Origin of the sequence: Kribbella sp. NBC_00359 (genome assembly GCF_036097425.1) — a bacterium.
Taxonomy (GTDB): Bacteria; Actinomycetota; Actinomycetes; order Propionibacteriales; family Kribbellaceae; genus Kribbella.
In genome coordinates, this window is sequence record NZ_CP107975.1 from 7,795,050 (window position 1) to 7,812,045 (window position 16,996).

17 protein-coding genes are annotated in these 16,996 nt (G+C 67.9%); 5 read left to right on the top strand and 12 right to left on the bottom strand.

What is annotated here, in order from left to right; translation table 11 throughout:
- Positions 1 to 180 precede the first annotated feature (180 nt).
- From OG876_RS37890 to OG876_RS37900, 3 genes are all read right to left on the bottom strand, one after another.
- Positions 181 to 1,293: a TerC family protein gene (locus OG876_RS37890; protein ID WP_328521536.1), complete on the bottom strand. Its 1,113-nt coding sequence runs from the start codon at positions 1,291 to 1,293 to the stop codon at positions 181 to 183.
- A gap of 251 nt (positions 1,294 to 1,544) precedes the next feature.
- Positions 1,545 to 1,904, bottom strand: coding sequence for an MmcQ/YjbR family DNA-binding protein (locus OG876_RS37895; RefSeq protein WP_328521537.1), 360 nt, complete (start codon positions 1,902 to 1,904; stop codon positions 1,545 to 1,547).
- Between the two features lie 12 nt (positions 1,905 to 1,916).
- Positions 1,917 to 2,285, bottom strand: a complete 369-nt coding sequence (locus OG876_RS37900; RefSeq protein ID WP_328521538.1) for a VOC family protein — start codon at positions 2,283 to 2,285, stop codon at positions 1,917 to 1,919.
- Between the two features lie 69 nt (positions 2,286 to 2,354).
- Between OG876_RS37900 and OG876_RS37905 the strand changes: the two genes are divergently transcribed.
- Positions 2,355 to 3,284 (top strand): carbon-nitrogen hydrolase family protein, encoded by a 930-nt coding sequence (locus tag OG876_RS37905; protein ID WP_328521539.1) that lies wholly within the window; start codon positions 2,355 to 2,357, stop codon positions 3,282 to 3,284.
- A gap of 4 nt (positions 3,285 to 3,288) precedes the next feature.
- On the opposite strand, the gene uvrB is transcribed toward OG876_RS37905, so the two are convergent.
- The 6 genes from uvrB to coaE form a co-directional block, all read right to left on the bottom strand.
- On the bottom strand, positions 3,289 to 5,394 hold the full coding sequence (gene uvrB, locus OG876_RS37910; RefSeq protein WP_328521540.1) for an excinuclease ABC subunit UvrB: 2,106 nt from the start codon (positions 5,392 to 5,394) through the stop codon (positions 3,289 to 3,291).
- 46 nt (positions 5,395 to 5,440) lie between these two features.
- Positions 5,441 to 6,127: a hypothetical protein gene (locus OG876_RS37915; RefSeq protein ID WP_328521541.1), complete on the bottom strand. Its 687-nt coding sequence runs from the start codon at positions 6,125 to 6,127 to the stop codon at positions 5,441 to 5,443.
- A 148-nt stretch (positions 6,128 to 6,275) separates the two neighbouring features.
- Positions 6,276 to 7,166 (bottom strand): hypothetical protein, encoded by an 891-nt coding sequence (locus OG876_RS37920; RefSeq protein WP_328521542.1) that lies wholly within the window; start codon positions 7,164 to 7,166, stop codon positions 6,276 to 6,278.
- The gene (locus OG876_RS37925; RefSeq protein WP_328521543.1) at positions 7,163 to 8,218 is read right to left on the bottom strand and encodes a hypothetical protein; all 1,056 of its coding nucleotides are present in this window, start codon (positions 8,216 to 8,218) and stop codon (positions 7,163 to 7,165) included. The genes OG876_RS37920 and OG876_RS37925 overlap by 4 nt, the downstream gene beginning before the upstream one ends.
- Positions 8,215 to 9,351: a PrsW family glutamic-type intramembrane protease gene (locus OG876_RS37930; RefSeq protein ID WP_328521544.1), complete on the bottom strand. Its 1,137-nt coding sequence runs from the start codon at positions 9,349 to 9,351 to the stop codon at positions 8,215 to 8,217. Before OG876_RS37930 ends, OG876_RS37925 begins: the two co-directional genes overlap by 4 nt.
- Before the next feature lie 206 nt (positions 9,352 to 9,557).
- Positions 9,558 to 10,175 (bottom strand): dephospho-CoA kinase, encoded by a 618-nt coding sequence (coaE, locus tag OG876_RS37935; RefSeq protein WP_328521545.1) that lies wholly within the window; start codon positions 10,173 to 10,175, stop codon positions 9,558 to 9,560.
- Between the two features lie 87 nt (positions 10,176 to 10,262).
- Here coaE and OG876_RS37940 point away from each other — a divergent pair, with 87 nt between their 5' ends.
- A complete protein-coding gene (locus OG876_RS37940; RefSeq protein ID WP_328521546.1) occupies positions 10,263 to 10,856 on the top strand; it encodes a hypothetical protein in 594 nt (197 codons plus the stop codon).
- Between the two features lie 81 nt (positions 10,857 to 10,937).
- On the opposite strand, the gene rpsA is transcribed toward OG876_RS37940, so the two are convergent.
- Complete coding sequence (rpsA, locus tag OG876_RS37945) at positions 10,938 to 12,416, bottom strand: 30S ribosomal protein S1 (RefSeq protein ID WP_328521547.1); 1,479 nt, start codon at positions 12,414 to 12,416, stop codon at positions 10,938 to 10,940.
- Positions 12,417 to 12,678: 262 nt separating this feature from the next.
- Positions 12,679 to 13,569: a phosphotransferase family protein gene (locus tag OG876_RS37950; protein WP_328521548.1), complete on the bottom strand. Its 891-nt coding sequence runs from the start codon at positions 13,567 to 13,569 to the stop codon at positions 12,679 to 12,681.
- 125 nt (positions 13,570 to 13,694) lie between these two features.
- Here OG876_RS37950 and OG876_RS37955 point away from each other — a divergent pair, with 125 nt between their 5' ends.
- The 3 genes from OG876_RS37955 to OG876_RS37965 are packed head-to-tail and all read left to right on the top strand — an operon-like array spanning position 13,695 to position 15,875.
- Positions 13,695 to 14,081, top strand: coding sequence for a metal-sulfur cluster assembly factor (locus OG876_RS37955; RefSeq protein ID WP_328521549.1), 387 nt, complete (start codon positions 13,695 to 13,697; stop codon positions 14,079 to 14,081).
- Positions 14,078 to 15,073: an amidohydrolase family protein gene (locus tag OG876_RS37960; protein WP_328521550.1), complete on the top strand. Its 996-nt coding sequence runs from the start codon at positions 14,078 to 14,080 to the stop codon at positions 15,071 to 15,073. The genes OG876_RS37955 and OG876_RS37960 overlap by 4 nt, the downstream gene beginning before the upstream one ends.
- A 10-nt stretch (positions 15,074 to 15,083) precedes the next feature.
- Positions 15,084 to 15,875, top strand: a complete 792-nt coding sequence (locus OG876_RS37965; protein WP_328521551.1) for a class I SAM-dependent methyltransferase — start codon at positions 15,084 to 15,086, stop codon at positions 15,873 to 15,875.
- Between the two features lies 1 nt (position 15,876).
- On the opposite strand, the gene OG876_RS37970 is transcribed toward OG876_RS37965, so the two are convergent.
- Positions 15,877 to 16,953, bottom strand: a complete 1,077-nt coding sequence (locus tag OG876_RS37970; protein WP_328521552.1) for a DUF3068 domain-containing protein — start codon at positions 16,951 to 16,953, stop codon at positions 15,877 to 15,879.
- Positions 16,954 to 16,996 lie beyond the last annotated feature (43 nt).

A 16,996-nucleotide genomic window follows, 5' to 3' on the forward strand; every position in this document is an offset into this window, starting at 1 on the left:
ACGGACGACGTGTGGCGAGTGCACAACGTCCTGGCTCGTCTGCAAGCGCCGACGCCAGAGCTCCACCGTGGTGGACGACCGCCTCTCCCGGTCGGGCCGACGGGCCGGCAGCACGCGCCTGCTCTACCCACAAATGCGTCGCCCCGGACCGGAGGTCCGGGGCGACGTGGCGAGGTCAGATCAGGAGTTCTTGGCGTCTGATTCGTGCGGCTCTGGCGGGCGGATCGCGTCGAGTTCGGCTTTGGTTTTCGGGTCGAGCTCCGGCTCCGACGGGGCGGGTGAGGCTTCCGGCGAGGTCGGCGTACCGTCGGCCGCGGCCTCGGCCTCCAACGTGCGGGACTTGCGGAGGCTGGCGACGGTGGTGATGCCGAGCGTGATGATGATGAAGCCCAGGGAGAACCAGATCGGGATCTCGGGGGCCCAGTCGATGTGGTGGCCGCCGTTGATGAACGGGAGTTCGTTGACGTGCATCGCGTGCAGAACCAGCTTCACGCCGATGAAGGCGAGCACGACCGACAGGCCGATCGACAGGTAGACCAGGCGCTTCAGCAGATCGCCGAGCAGGAAGTACAGCTGCCGCAGGCCCATCAGCGCGAACACATTCGCGGCGAAGACCAGGAACGGTTCCTGGGTCAGGCCGTAGATCGCCGGGATCGAGTCCAGCGCGAACAGCAGGTCGGTAGTACCGAGCGCGATGATCACGATCGCCATCGGGGTGACGAGTCGCTTGCCGTTCTTCAGCACGGTGAGCTTGACGCCGTTGTACTCGTCGGTGGCGTTCAGCCGCTTCTTGGCGAACCGGATGACCGCGTTCTCCTTGAAGTCCTCGTCGTCGTTCTCGCCCTGCCTGGCCAGGTGGATCGCGGTGTAGACCAGGAACGCGCCGAACAGGTAGAAGATCCAGGAGAACTCGTTGATCGCGGCCGCGCCGACCGCGATGAAGATGCCGCGGAAGACCAGTGCCAGGATGATGCCGATCAGCAGCGCGGTCTGCTGGTATTTCCTCGGCACCCCGAACCTGGCCATGATGATCAGGAAGATGAACAGGTTGTCGACACTCAGGCTGTACTCGGTCAGCCAGCCGGCGAAGAACTCCCCCGCGTAGTTGCCGCCGGAGAACACCCAGACCCCGAGGCCGAAGAGCACCGCCAGACCGATGTAGAACGCGATCGCGGTGGCCGACTCACGAGTGGTCGGCTCGTGCGGGCGGCGGCCGATGATGAAGACGTCGAAGGCCAGCAGCGCGAGCAGGACGCCGACGGTGATGTACCAAACGTAGTCAGCAACGTGCACAGAAAACCTCCGGAGCTCAGACGAAACAGGACTCCGAAGGTCTCTTCCGCCGGACTCACCGAGTGAGCCTGGCCGGGGGCACCGGGCGCGGGACACAAGCCCTTGACCGTGATGACGATGCCACCGCGAAGGAATACTCCCCTTCTCCACGACCATTCTGACGGGTCGACGTACGAGTCTCCAAATCCGGGACACCGTGTCCGGCTGTCGAAATGATCACAGTCGGTTCGGGGAATAGTCGCGCCGAGTGATCAGTTGTCGACGACCGGACGCCTGCTCTTCGGCAACTTGGCCACGATCGTCTCGTACGACGTGTCGATCAGCTCGAGGATCTCGTCGTCGGGGACGCTGCCGCCGAGGCGCACCGTGTTCCACCCCGAGCGCCCGATGTATGCCATCTTGCTGACGTCGCCGGGATAGGTGTCGACCAGCTCGTCAGCCTCGTCCCGGTTGGCGCCGCACTTGAGCCCGACCCCCTCGCCGCCACCGAGGAACGCGAAGATCTTGTCCCCGACCTTCGCGACGACATCCCCTTCCCACGGCTCGTCCTGCCACGCACCCGGCTTGCCCAGGCAGTGCGCGAGGATGTCGTCCCCACTCAGCCTCGCCATCGCGTGCTCCTCTCAGCTGTGGGAGACGACCTCGACGTTGTTGCTGTCGGGGTCGCGCATGAAGACCGCGTAGTAGCCGGCGTGGTACTCCGGCCATTCGCGAGGCTCGTGCAGGACCTCGGCCCCGAGCTCCCGGACCGCGCGATACACGCTGTCGACGGTCGCACGGTTGGGCGCCGTGAACGCCAGGTGGATCTCCCGCTGAGCTCCCCCGGTGGTCGTCTTCCCCAGCCAGAACTTCGGTACGCCGTCCTGCCCGGACAACCCGAGGACGTCGCCGAACTCCATCGACACGCCGATGCCGAGCGGTGTCAGGACCGTCTCGTAGAAGCGACGGCTCGCGTCCACGTCGTCGCATTGCAAGGACAGGTGGTCGAACATGGTTCCTCCCCTGGGGTGGCTCTGAGAGGCAGAGTAGACCCCGTCGCGGACAGAACTACGCTGCTCGACATGACTTCCGTTGTCGTCGCCGCAGTACAGGCGGGTTCCACCTTGTTCGACACGCCCGCGACTTTGACCAAGGCCGAGCGGTACGTGCGCGAGGCCGCCGCGACCGGCGCTCGGCTGATCGTGCTGCCCGAGGCGTTCCTCGGCGGCTATCCGAAGGGGCTCGACTTCGGCGTGACGGTCGGCTCCCGGTCACCCGAAGGGCGCGACGTCTTCCGGCGCTACCGCGAGGCCGCCGTTCAACTGTCCGGTCCGGAGATCGCCCGGCTGGCGGACCTCGCGGCGGAACTCGGCGTTCACCTCGTCGCCGGCGTGATCGAGCGCGATGGCGGGACGCTCTATTGCACCGCCGTCTTCATCGACCCGCGGCACGGGCTGGTGGCGCACCACCGCAAGCTGATGCCGACGGCGGCCGAGCGCTTCCTCTGGGGGCAGGGCGACGGCTCGACCATGCCGGCGGTGCACACCGATTTCGGTGTGCTCGGCGCGGCGATCTGCTGGGAGAACTACATGCCGCTCTTCCGCCAGGCCATGTACGCGAAGGGCGTCGAGATCTGGTGCGCACCGACGGTGGACGATCGCGATCAGTGGCAGGCGACGATGCGGCACGTCGCACTCGAGGGCCGCTGCTTCGTGATCGGCGCGAACCAGTACCTCACCCGCGCCGACTTGCCCGACGACGTCCACCCGGTCCAGGGCGACGCACCGGGGACCGTCCTGATCGACGGCGGCAGCGTGATCGTCTCCCCGCTCGGCGAGATCCTCGCCGGCCCGTTGCGGGGCGGCGAGGGTGTCCTCGTTGCGGAGCTCGATCTCGGCGACCTGGATCGGAGCAAGTTCGACTTCGATGCCGTCGGCCACTATTCGCGGCCGGACGTGTTCACCCTGTTCGCCGACGAGTCGCCGCAGCACACCGTCGTACCCAATCAGTAGCCGGCTACTTCATCCCCGCGTTCGTCATCTGGCGGAGCTCCTTCTTGAGCTCGGAGATCTCGTCGCGGTAGCGGGCCGCGACCTCGAACTGCAGCTCGGCCGCCGCGTTGTGCATCTGGTCGGTGAGCTGCTGGATGAGGTCGGCCAGGTCGGACGACGGCAGGCCGCCGGCCAGCTCCTTGGCCTTCTCCCCCGCCTTCGTCTTGCCGCCACCCGGCACCGGCGCCTTGCCGCGCGACTGCGTCCGCCCCGAACCGAGCAGCTCGGCGGTGTCGGCGTCCTCGCGGGCGAGCATGTCGGTGATGTCGGCGATCTTCTTCCGCAGCGGCTGCGGGTCGACGCCGTGCTCCTCGTTGTAGGCGATCTGCTTGGCGCGGCGCCGGTTCGTCTCGTCGATCGCCATCTCCATCGACGGGGTGATCTTGTCGGCGTACATGAACACCTGGCCGGACACGTTCCGGGCGGCGCGGCCGATGGTCTGGATCAGCGACCGGCCCGACCGCAGGAAGCCTTCCTTGTCCGCGTCCAGGATCGCGACCAGCGAGACCTCCGGCAGGTCGAGACCCTCACGCAGCAGGTTGATGCCGACGAGTACGTCGTACTCGCCCATCCGCAGCTCGCGGAGCAGCTCGACCCGGCGCAGGGTGTCCACCTCGCTGTGCAGATACCTGGTCCGGATGCCCATCTCCAGCAGGTAGTCGGTCAGGTCCTCCGACATCTTCTTCGTCAGCGTGGTGACCAGGACCCGCTCGTTCCGCTCGACGCGGCCGCGGATCTCGTGGATCAGGTCGTCGATCTGGCCCTTGGTCGGCTTCACGATCACCTCGGGGTCGACCAGACCGGTCGGCCGGATGAGCTGCTCGACGTACCCGTCGGACTTGTCCTGCTCGTACTGCCCCGGGGTCGCCGACAGGTAGACCGTCTGGCCGATCCGCTCCAGGAACTCCTCCCAGCGCAGCGGCCGGTTGTCCATCGCCGACGGCAGCCGGAACCCGTGCTCGACCAGCGTCCGCTTCCGGGACATGTCGCCCTCGTACATGCCGCCGATCTGCGGCACGGTCACGTGCGACTCGTCGATGACCAGCAGGAAGTCCTCGGGGAAGTAGTCCAGCAGGCAGTGCGGAGCCGTACCGGCCTCGCGTCCGTCGGTGTGCCGCGAGTAGTTCTCGATACCGGAGCAGGTGCCGATCTGACGCATCATCTCGATGTCGTACGTCGTCCGCATCCGCAGTCGTTGGGCTTCCAGCAACTGGCCACCGCGCTCGAGCTCGGCCAGGCGCTCCTCCAGCTCGGCCTCGATCGAGGTGATCGCGCGCTCCATCCGCTCCGGCGCGGTCACGTAGTGCGTCGCGGCGCCGATGTAGACCTCGTCCTCCTCGCTGATCACCTCACCGGTCAGCGGGTGCAGCGTCATCACGCGCTCGATCTCGTCGCCGAAGAACTCCACCCGGACGGCGAGCTCCTGGTACACCGGGAAGACCTCGAGCGTGTCGCCACGGACCCGGAACGTGCCGCGGGTGCCGGCCAGGTCGTTCCGCGCGTACTGCACTCCGACGAGCTTGCGGAGCAGGCCGTCGCGGTCCATCTCGGTGCCGACCTTCACGTGGATCATGCGGTTCAGGTACTCGTCGGCGGAGCCGAGGCCATAGATGCAGGAGACGGTCGCGACCACGACCACGTCGCGGCGGGTCAGCAGCGACCAGGTGGCCGAGTGCCGCAGCCGCTCGACCTCCTCGTTGATCGAGGAGTCCTTCTCGATGTAGGTGTCCGTCTGCGGGACGTACGCCTCCGGCTGGTAGTAGTCGTAGTAGGAGACGAAGTACTCGACCGCGTTCTGCGGGAAGAAGTGCCGCAACTCGTTCGCGAACTGGGCGGCGAGCGTCTTGTTCGGCTGGAGGATCAGCATCGGGCGCTGGATCTTCTCGGCCAGCCAGGCGATCGTCGCGGTCTTACCCGTGCCGGTGGCGCCCAGCAGGACGACGTCCTGCTCGCCGGCGTTGATCCGCCGCTCGAGGTCCGCGATCGCGGCCGGCTGGTCACCGGCCGGATCGAAATCGGACACCACCTTCAGCGGGGCGACCATACGCTGGAGATCCGAGACCTGTCTCATGCCCCCAACCGTACGACCCGCCGCCGACACTTTCTAAAACCGCAGGTCAGAGGCTCTTTACCACCGAATTGTTCATGTAGATCAGCTCGTTGACGCGCCGCTTGTAGACGCGGGTCTCGAGGGCGGCGTCGGTGGCGGTGACGCGGTCGAACTGGTCCTGGTAGGCCGTGACGAAGCCCTGCATCGCGATCTTCTTGCCGTTCTTGGCCACCCACACCCCGGTGTACGACAGCGCGTAGCAGGCCTTGACCGCCGGGGTGGCCGGCTTGCACGCCACGCCCTTGCCGATCCGGACGCCCTGCATGCCGTTCGACTCGATGTCGACCAGGTGTTCGGCGAACCCCTTGGCGTCGTACAACTCGGTTTGCCGGACCCAGTAGTACCCGTCGATCAGGCCGCGCGCGTTGAACTGCTGCAGGATGTAGTTCTTCCCGCCCTTGGACTTGTCCCAGTCCGGCAGCCAGCCCTTGGCCGGGGTGAACCAGACGCCCCAGCCGACCTCGACGCCGGTGTCGTTCGGACCCTTGGAGTCGTTGGGTGTGGGCGTGGGCGACGGCGTGTACAGCGTGCCGACGGGATCCGGGGTCTGCTGGGCGACCGGGTCCGCGTCCTTGCTGCCACCGGTCACCAGCAGGACCACGCCGACCGCGACGAGCACGACCGCGAGGACGGCGCAGCCCATGATGATCCACTGGTTCCGGCTCGACTTGCCCGGCCGGTCCTGCGGTCGCATCGGCCCCGGACCCCAGCCGCCAGGAGCGGGTGCGGGAGTACCCGGTCCGGGTCCCCAGCTGGCAGGAGCAGGGGCGGGAGGCGGTCCCGGGGGCGGCCCGTACTGCTGACTCATAGCTGTTCCTCGCGGTGTGTCTCTGGTTTCGTCATCACAAGCTGTCGAGCACGGACTTCTTCATCGTCTCGGCGTCGGCCTCGGCCTTCGGGGCGAAGTCGACCCGGGTCCGGAAGTCCAGCGCGGTGACCACCTTGTCCTTGCGCCGGTACGCCTCGACGTAGCCCTGGACCTTCACGTCCGCACCGGTCTTGTCCTTCGCGGTGGAGGTGTAGCTGATCGCGACGCACTCCTCCAAGACGTCCTTCGGGCACGGCAGGTTCCGTACGTTGCCCAGCTGGGCGATCTCGTTCTCGGTCTCGCCCTCGACGATGCCGAGCACGTACGCCTGCGCGGTCACGTTCTCCTTCTGCCGGACCCAGAAGAACGCGCGCGGATCGCCGTTCGGTGCGTAGGTGACCAGCTCCTTGCCGCGGGTCTCCGTCGCCAGCAGGCTCCAGCCCTCCATCGGTACGACGGAGACGCCGAAGCCGACCGGGATCGCGTTGGCCGGCGGCTGGTACGACGTCGTCGGCGTACTCGCGGTCGGCGCCGGGGACTGGCTCGGAGCAGGGTCCGCGGTCTTGTCGTCGCCACCGGACAGCAGGACCAGCGCGACCGCGACCAGCACGACCACGATCAGGCCGGCGCCGATCGGGATCAGCAGCGGCGGGACCCGCGGCCCCTTCTTCTCCGGCGGCGGCCGCCGCAACGACGGCGGCCCGACCTTGTCGCCCCACGCCGAACTTGTCTCCGTCGCCGGTCCGGGTCCCGGCCCGGCGGTGTCCGGGTCACCCCACGGCGACGGCGGCGGTGGCACCTCCAGGTTCCACGGCGACGGCGGCAGAGCCGGTTCAGTCGGCTCTGCCGCGTCGTCCGCGTCCGGACCGGGCTGGTTGACCCAGGGGTTGCCCGTTCCGGAACCCTTGTCGCGCTTTCCGCTCACTGGCTCTTGACGACCGACTGCAGCATCGCCGTCGAGTCCGGCTGGATCGTGGACACTTTGTCCTTGCGCCCGTACACCCGGATGATCGTGATCACGCCGTCGTTGCGCTCGATCACACCGACGAACCCGACCACCGGCAGGCTGCCGTTCTGGGAGCTGGAGACCGCGTCGAAGCTCTGGGTGGTGACGACCTTGACGTCGGTCTTGTCGTCAGGACCCGGCTTGCTCTCCTTCGGCTGACCCGTCTTGACCGAGGACAGGTCCTTGGTCTCGGCAGTCAGCAGCTGCGGGAGCACGGTCGCGGTGTTCTCGTCGGCCTCCGCCTTCCAGGCGTTCACCATGAAGTAGGCCTCGCCCTGCTTGAGCAGGTAGACGCCGGTGAACTTGTCCAGGCTCTTGCGGATGTAACCGGGCTGGGGCTTCACGAAGACGCCCTCGGCGACCTCGATGCCCTCGTCGACGTTGCCGGTCGGCTGGTTGCTCTGGCTGGTCGTCGGCTGCGGGTCCGGCTCCGCCTTCTTGTCGTCGCCACCGCTGAAGACGAGGGCGAGGACGACACCGATCACCGCGACGACAGCGAACGCGCCGCCGGCGATGAACAGGATCTTGTTACCGCCCTTGCCGCGCGGGGAACGGCCGTCGTACTGACCCCACTGCTGCTGGCCGCCGCCGTACTGCTGCTGGCCCGGGTAGCCCTGCTGCTGCGGGTACTGCTGCTGACCGGGGTACTGCTGCTGGCCCGGGTACGGCGGTTGCTGACCGGGGAAGGTCTGCTGACCGGGCTGACCCTGGTACGGCGGTTGGCCCGGCTGCTGGCCGTATCCCGGGGGTGCCTGCGGCGGACGCCCGTACCCAGGCTGAGCCTGCGGCGGCTGCTGCGCGTACCCAGGCTGCCCTTGCGGCTGGCCCTGCGGCTGGCCATAGCCTGGCTGACCCTGCGGCCGGCCCGGCTGCTGGCCGTAGCCCGGCTGGCCCGGTTGACCTTGCGGGCCCGGCTGGCCGCCGTACGGCTGCTGACCGCCCGGACCGTAGGGCGGTTGCTGGTTGCTCATGCCTGCGCCTCCCCAGTCGTCGCTTCGTAGCCACTCGCACCCGCCACGGCCGCCAGGCCGCGGGCGGACTTCGGCACGGAGCGCACTGAGTTGCCGCATGCGGAGCAGAAGTCGGACTGCGGGAGCAGCGGCATCTCACAACGCGAGCAGAAGGCCAGGTCGCCCGACGCGTGGTTGGAGCCACCGCGCGCGGCCGACTCCAGGGCCGCCTCGAGCAGACCCTTGTGCAGCACGGTCCGCACCCGGATGATCAGCGCGCCGAGCAGCAGCAGACCCCAGACCACACCGAGGATCGCGCCGATGGTCGAGCCGTGGCCGCCGACGAAGCCGAGCAGGTAGACACCGCCCTGGAACAGCGCGTTGATCGCGATCGCCTGCAGCAAAGCGAACACCCAGCGCGGCGTGAAGCCGTCGTATCCCTCGCCCAGGCCGGAGAACTCCGCGCCCGCGAGGCCGGTCGCCGATCCGTAGATCAGCGGCTTGATGAAGCCGTGCAGCACCACGATCGAGATCCACGTCCCGGCACTGCTGCCCGGACCGGCGAAGCCGCCGCTGATCCAGCCCCAGTGCAGCACCAGCGTCTCGAAGCACGCGTAGCCGACACCGGCCACCACGCCGAACGTGAAGCCGTCCATCAGGTCGTCGTACCGCGGCCGGGAGGCCAGGTAGAGCGGGCCGATCTGGCGGATCAGCTCCGACACCACCGGCACCAGCAGGAGCAGGATCAGCAGGTCGCGCCCGGACGGGCCGGCGTGGTTGCCGCCGATCGTGTCCAGGGAGAGCGCGAGCTTGTCCGACCAGAGCCAGGTGAACACCGCGGCCAGGACGCCGGTCAGCACGAACGCCGCGGCGACGACCGGGATCGGCTCGTCCTCCCAGAGGTTCACGTCGTACAGGTAGAGGATGTAGACGATCGGAATGGCGAACGCCGCGATCATGATCGCCACCGGCAACGCGCCGAGCGCGGCCGTCACGACGGTCAGCAGCAGGGCGACGCCCAGCGCGACCTTGTACGTGTAGGGCTGTTTACCCGAGCCCTGCGGCATGATCGTGGACACCAGCTTGAACGACGCGACCGGCTCATCGGGCCTGGCGGCGTACGCCTTCTTCCGCTCCGCATCCCCGGAGCGCACGTCGTTGCCACAGTGATGGCAGAAGTGCGACACCTCGGGGACGTCAGAGTTGCAGCGCGGACAAACCACGCCATCCTCCCAACCTCGGACATCATTCCGGACCGGCGCGGGGCGCGCCGTCGGTGGTCACGGCCCGATCACCCCGGGCCGAACCGGGACAGATTCTCGTACAGCCGGTCCCGGAGTCATCATTTACCGCGCGAGGGTCACCTTTTCGTGTCCGGACCGTGGCCTGCGCGCTGTTCGAGGGTGGCCCACACCTCGTCGATCCGGCGGTCCAGGTCGATGAGCGTGCCGGAGTTCTCGACCACCAGGTCCGCCGCCGCGAGCCGCTCCGCCCGCGACGCCTGGCTGGCGACCCGCTGCTTCGCTTCCTCGTCAGTCATTCCTCGCTCCGCGGTCAGCCGCTCGAGCTGTACGTCGACTGGCGCGTCGACCACGAGGACGAGGTCGAACCGATCCACCTGGCCGGTCTCGACCAGCAACGGGATGTCGTGCACGACGATCGCGGCGACCGGCGACTGCGCCTCGATCTCGGCGGCCCGGGCGCGAACCCGCGGATGGACGATCGCCTCGAGCCGCCGCCGGGCCGACTCGTCACCGAACACGATCCGCCCGAGCGCGGGCCGATCCAGCTCGCCCTCGGCGGTCAGTACGTCGTTCCCGAACGCCTCCACCACCTCGGCGAGCCCATCGGTCCCCTTTGCGACCACCTCGCGCGCGAGTACGTCGGAGTCGATCACAACCGCCCCACGAGCGGCCAGCCGCGACGACACAGCGCTCTTCCCGGACCCGATCCCACCAGTCAGTCCCACTCTCAGCACGCCAGCACCTTAGTCAGTGGCGGCCTACCATGACTTATGGGGTGGTTTCGACGTAGAGGCGCACTCGATCTGCGGCAGGTCCGATCGATGGCCGAAGAGGACGTGACCCAGTTCGGTGAGGAGCTCGCGCGCTTCGGCGAGGTCCGGACCGGCGAACTCGACGCCGAGACGCGGCAGGACTACCAGACCGCGCTCGATGCCTACGAGTCCGCCCAGCGGATGGTCGACAAGCTGACCTCGGCCGAGTCGGTCAGCACCATGGTCGACACCCTCACCGCCGGCCGGTACGCGCTGGCGTGCGCCCGGGCCCGGGTCACGGGCGATCCCCTGCCGGAGCGGCGTACGCCGTGCTTCTTCAACCCACAGCACGGACCGTCGAGCACAGATGTCGTCTGGACGCCGGCCAGCGGACCGACGCGTCGGGTGCCGGCCTGTGCGCAGGACGCGGCCCGCATCCGGGCCGGCGAAGAACCCCCGGTCCGGATGGTCCGGTACGGCGAGGTGCAGGTGCCGGCGTGGGAGGCAGGCGCGCCGAACGAGCCGTACCGGGTCGGCTTCTTCGCCGCCAGCGCGGCCAGGGCGCAGGTGATCGAACTGAAGAGCCAACTCAAGGGCGAGGGCCGCGGCCGCTGGGGCATCGACTTCGGCAAGCGGAAGAAGCCCCGCCTCCCCTACGACTGACCGACGCGCGGACAGACGAGACCCCCGCATCCAGTACGGGGATGCGGGGGTCTCGGGCCTTACGTACTTACCGAGTCAGGATCAGCCCTGGCCGGTCAGCTTCTCGCGGAGGGCCTGCAGCGCCTCGTCGGAAGCGAGCGCGCCCTCGACGGGAGCGTCGTCCTTCGGAGCCGCGGCGGAGGAGTACGTCGACGCCTCGCCGGCCTCGACGTCCGCCGTCTTGGCGTCCTCGATCTGCTTCTTGTGGGCCTCCCAGCGCGCGTGGGCCTCGGCGTACTGCCGCTCCCACTCCTCACGCTGCTTGTCGAAGCCCTCGAGCCACTCGCCGGTCTCCGGGTCGAAGCCCTCGGGGTAGACGTAGTTGCCCTGGTCGTCGTACGTCGCGGTCATGCCGTACAGCGTCGGGTCGAAGTCGTCCGAGACCGGGTCGACACCCTCGTTGGCCTGCTTCAGCGACAGCGAGATCCGGCGCCGCTCCAGGTCGATGTCGATGATCTTGACCATGACGTCGTCGTTGACCTGGACGACCTGCTCCGGGATCTCGACGTGCCGCTCGGCCAGCTCGGAGATGTGCACCAGACCCTCGATGCCCTCCTCCACGCGGACGAACGCACCGAACGGAACCAGCTTGGTGACCTTGCCGGGCACGATCTGGCCCATCTGGTGGGTCCGGGCGAACTGCTGCCACGGGTCTTCCTGGGTCGCCTTCAGCGACAGCGAGACGCGCTCGCGGTCCATGTCGACGTCCAGCACCTCGACGGTGACCTCCTGGCCGACCTCGACCACCTCGGTCGGGTGGTCGATGTGCTTCCAGGACAGCTCGGACACGTGCACCAGACCGTCGACGCCGCCGAGGTCCACGAACGCACCGAAGTTGACGATCGAGGACACGACGCCCTTGCGGATCTGGCCCTTCTGCAGCTGGGTGAGGAAGTTCATCCGCACCTCGGACTGCGTCTGCTCCAGCCACGCCCGGCGGGACAGGACCACGTTGTTGCGGTTCTTGTCCAGCTCGATGATCTTGGCCTCGATCTCCTGGCCGACGTACGGCTGGAGGTCGCGGACCCGGCGCATCTCCACCAGGGAGGCCGGCAGGAAGCCGCGCAGGCCGATGTCCAGGATGAGACCACCCTTGACGACCTCGATGACGGTTCCGGTGACGACGCCGTCCTCTTCCTTGATCTTCTCGATCGTGCCCCAGGCCTTCTCGTACTGGGCGCGCTTCTTCGAGAGGATCAGACGGCCTTCCTTGTCCTCCTTCTGGAGAACCAGGGCCTCGACGTGATCGCCGACGTTGACGACCTCGTTCGGGTCGACGTCGTGCTTGATCGACAGCTCGCGGGAGGGGATGACGCCTTCGGTCTTGTAGCCGATGTCGAGCAGGACCTCGTCCCGGTCGACCTTGACGATGGTGCCCTCGACGATGTCGCCGTCGTTGAAGTACTTGATGGTCTGATCGATCGCCGCGAGGAAGTCTTCCTCCGACCCGATGTCATTGACCGCTACCTGCGGGGTGCTGCGTACTGCGGGGTCGAGAGGTGCCTCGATGCTGGCCGTCATGTGGTGGGTTGCTCCGTGGACTGGTGGTGTTGTGCGGTCGCGTCATGAACCGTTGGATCGCATCAAACCGCTGGATTGCCTGAAGAGCACAGATTCACCACCGACTGCTGCGAGCACGAGCCTGCTCCGTCCGAGGTCGCGCGGGCCCATAGCGCACCTGACAGAATACCGGTCCTGACGAAGGCAGCACAACCTGGGGCACCCGGTGCCTACCGGCCGCCCGCCGAGGTCTCCCGACGTGCCTGACAATGAACAACTGATCTCAATGTACGACGTCCAGGGCGGGTCGTCCTCCGGAGAGGGTACTGGTGTCCGCCATTCGGGCCACCAGGTCGTGCGCGGCGGCCGCGATCTCGTGCTCGGTGGACCGCGCGGCGAGGTCCAGCAGCGCCCACAGATCGGCCGCCCGGCCCAGGTCCACCAGCGGGTCTCCGAGCTCCAGCCCACTCCCCCGGAGCACGCTCAGCACCGCCCCGGCCAGCACCGGGTCCACGCAGAACCGGAAAAGGTTTCCCAGATCCGTGTACGGCGACCCCGCGTGGGCGAACTCCCAGTCGATCAGCCCGGTGATCCGCGCGGTCGCCGGGTCCACCAGCAGGTTCTTCGGATTGAAGTCGCTGTGCACGAGGCAGACCCGGTCCACCCCGTCGGCCAGCACGTCCTCGGCCTCGGCGATCACGCCGGCGAACCGCTCGGACTGCTCCGGGCTCAGCCCCAGGTCGAGGCCCGCGACGTACCGCTCCAGGTCGCCCATCCCGAACGGCTCGATCGCCAGCTCGCCGTCACGGAACATCCCGAAGGTGAGGAACGGCATCCCGCTCAGCCGCAGCAGCAGCTCACCCAGCTGCTCGCCGACCGTCCGGCGTTCGTCCTCCCCCGCCGTCTCCAGATAGACCTGCAGGTTCATCCCCGGCAGCCGCTCGGTCAGCAGATAGGGCGGGTCCTCGGCGGATCCCTCGCGCTTGGTGTCCAGTACTCGCGGAACCGGCAACAGCCCGCGGACGAGCTGGAGGAGCGCAGCGTCCACCGCGGCCCGCCCGGGGTCCTGCACATACAACTTCAGTACGGCGTCCTCGCCGCCGGCGCTGACCGCATACGTCTGACCGCCGTACCCGCCCGTCAAGGGAACCGCACTGGCCGCGAAGTCGCTCATACAGCCGAACACTAGTGATCGGAGAGACCGTGGGCGACGCGCATCAGTTCGGCGCGCGCGACACGCTCTGGACGAGTCGTGCGGACGGTCGGAGACTCGGAAGGGAGGCAGAAGGAGGAGGCCGGATGACCGTCGACCCGATCGTGACCGAGGTGCTACGGGACGTTTACGACCCCTGCTGCCGCGACAAAGGCATCTCCGTCGTGGACATGGGTCTGCTGCACCGCGCGTCGATCAGCGACGGCAGAGCCGAGGTCGATCTGTTGCTGACATCCGGCTGGTGCCCGTTCGCGACGAGCGTGCTGACCGACGTCGAGAGCGCCGTCGCCGGGCTGCCCGGCGTACGGGAGGCCTCGGTGCGGATCGTCTGGGACGAGGCCTGGAGTCCGGAGCGGCTCGCGGACAGCGCCCGGAGCAAGCTGCGTTTCCTGCCGCCGCCCAGCGAGGCAGGCGACCCGGCCCAGTACGTCGCCGCGCACTGGCCGGCACCAACCCACCAGGAGGAATTGTGATCGGCGATGCCATCGTGTTCGACGGTGTGGCGCACCCGTTCAACTTCGACAAGGACAACGCCTACGGCAGCGCAGGCGAGATGTTCTCGAACCATCTGTACGCCTTCCACGCGACGCTGACGCCCGAGGGCCAACCGGTGATGCCGCCCGAGCAGTTCCTGCACCGGTGGACCGTCGACGAGATCCGCGACATGGTCTACGCGCACTCCGACACCGACATGCTGGTGGCGATGCCGTTGCCGCTGACCGACCTGTACAAGGACGGCCTGTCGCCATGGGAAGAGTGCGCGAGACTCGCCCAGTTGGACCCCGGGAAGAGCGTCTTCTGGGGCACGGTGAACCCGCTCGAGGGCAAGAAGGCGCTCGACGACGTGACCCGCCAGGTGGAGGCCGGTGCGAAGGCGTTCAAGTTCTACAACGTGCGGTACGAGGACGCCGGGCCGGTGCCGTGGCGGATGGATGATCGCAAGGTGGCGTTCCCGGTGTTCGAGCGGATCCAGGAACTCGGGGTGAACCTGATCGGCGTACACAAGGGCGTACCGCTCGGGCCGCAGCCGATCGAGTACACCCAGACCTGGGACATGGACGGTGCAGCGGCCAACTTCCCGGACATCAACTTCGTCATCTTCCACGTGGGGCTGCCGTTCATCGACGAGACCTGCTGGCAGCTGATCCGCTATCCCAACCTGTATGCCTCGTTGGCGGCGACGATCAACTTCGTTGTCCGGGCGCCACGACAGTTCGCCGAGATCCTCGGCAAGCTGCTGTTCTGGTGCGGCGAGGACAAGATCGTGTACGGCAGCGAGGCGCCGCTCTGGCAACCGCAGTGGGCCCTGGAGGCGTTCTGGAACTTCGAGATCCCCGAGGACCTTTGCGCCGGGTACGGCTATCCGCAGCTGACACAGCAGGCGAAGCGCAAGATTCTCGGCGAGAATCTGCTCCGCCTGCACGGCATGGACGTTGAAGAGACCCGGGCCAACCTCACGCCCTAGAGTTTCCCTCGTGACCGGGCCGGTACGGGTGCAGTTGACCGAGGCGGAGACCTCCCGGGCCAGCCGGGCCTACTGGAACTCGGCGGCCGGCGAGTATCTCGCCGAACACGGCGACTTCCTCGGCGACGCCCGCTTCATCTGGTGTCCCGAGGGGGTCGACGAGGAGCACGCCCAACTGCTCGGCCCGGTTCGGGGCCGGCGCATCCTCGAGGTCGGCTGCGGCGCCGCGCAGTGCTCGCGGTGGCTGGTCGAGCAGGGCGCGGACGTCGTTGCCTTCGACATCTCGGTGGAGCAGCTCCGGATCGCGCGAGAGCTCGACGCCCGCACCGGCACCGTGGTCCGGACGGTCGCGGCCGACGCGACCGCGATCCCCTACCGGGACGCCACCTTCGACATCGTCTGCTCGGCGTTCGGCGCGCTGCCGTTCGTCGCCGACGCCGGGACCGCGTTGCGCGAGATCGCCCGGACGCTGAAGCCGGGCGGCCTGCTCGTGTTCTCGGTGACCCATCCGTTCCGCTGGACCATGCCGGACGACCCGACTCCGGCCGGCCTGCGGATCACCCATTCCTACTTCGACCGGACGCCGTACGTGGAGGTCGACGCCGCGGGTACGCCGGTGTACGCCGAACACCACCGGACGACCGGTGACTGGATCCGCGACCTCACCGACGCCGGGTTCGTCGTCGACGACCTGCTCGAGCCCGAGTGGCCGGCCGGGCAGGACCTGGTCTGGGGTGGCTGGGGACCAGACCGCGGCCGCCTGGTCCCAGGCACCGCGATCTGGTCCGCGCACAAGCCGTAGGTCAGTCCGCCTCAGTCCGCCGACGCGTCTGCAGGAAGCCGACGGCCCCCAGCAACAGCAGTCCGAGGATCAGCGACAGCAACGGCACCCAGAAGCCGATCAGGTGCAGCTGTGCCGCCTTCGACTGGTAGCCGCCCTCGTCGACCCCGTTCTCGGTCGCGCCCTTCACGTTCTTCTTCACGGTCGCGTCGTCGTACGCGATCGTGACCTGTGTCGCGGTCAGCTTGTCCTCACCGTCGTACGCGATGGTGGCGAGCTGCTTCTCCTCGCCCTTGATGATCGCTCCGGTGATCGGCTCGATCCACAAGGTCCGGGTGTTCTTGTACGTGCGCTGCACCGCGACCGAGTCCTCGCTGAAGTCGTCGACCAGGCTGCCCGGCACGAGCAGCGGCTTGGCCAGCGGCACCTCCTGCTTCGGGATCTCCTGCTCGAAGACGTAGACCTTGAGCCCGTCCAGCGTGGTCTCGTTCTTGTACTGGATCGGGAACGCCTTGCGCAGCGTGGTGTCCCAGAAGGAGTACGTCTTCTTCTCGGTGCCGAACGGGAACTTCAGCACCAGACCATCGTGCCCCTTGAACAGCGGGCTCTTCGGGTCGGGCTTGAGCCGGTCCGCCTTCTCCAGCGTGGTCGAGATGTACTCGCCGCTGTCGTCGCCACCCGACGGGTTCCAGCGCACCGCCTCACCGGTGCGCGCGTCCAGGACGACGCGTTCCTGGACGAAGCTCAGCGGCATCAGACCGGTGAGCGACGCGTCGTCGGGGAACTTGTAGTTCTTGGAGTCGTCCGTCACCACGGCCGTGTCGAACACGACCACCTTGCGATTCAGCGCCTTGCTGATCTTCTCGGCCGCGGCCACGTCACCGCGGACCGTCCGCCGGGCTTCCAGCTCGACGCCCTTCTTCTCCTTCAGGTCCGCGACGCTGAAGATGGTGGCGTCCGGACCGGCCGACACCGTATGTGCGATCTGGCCCGCCGGCGCGACCGCCAGCGTTGGATACGCATAGAACCTGGCCAGCGCCGCAACGCCGACGAAGAACACCCCGAGCCCGATCAACACCGCACGACTGCGTGTCCCCACTGCAACCCCTCCCGGTCTGTTCGCGGGACGCTACCAGCGGGTA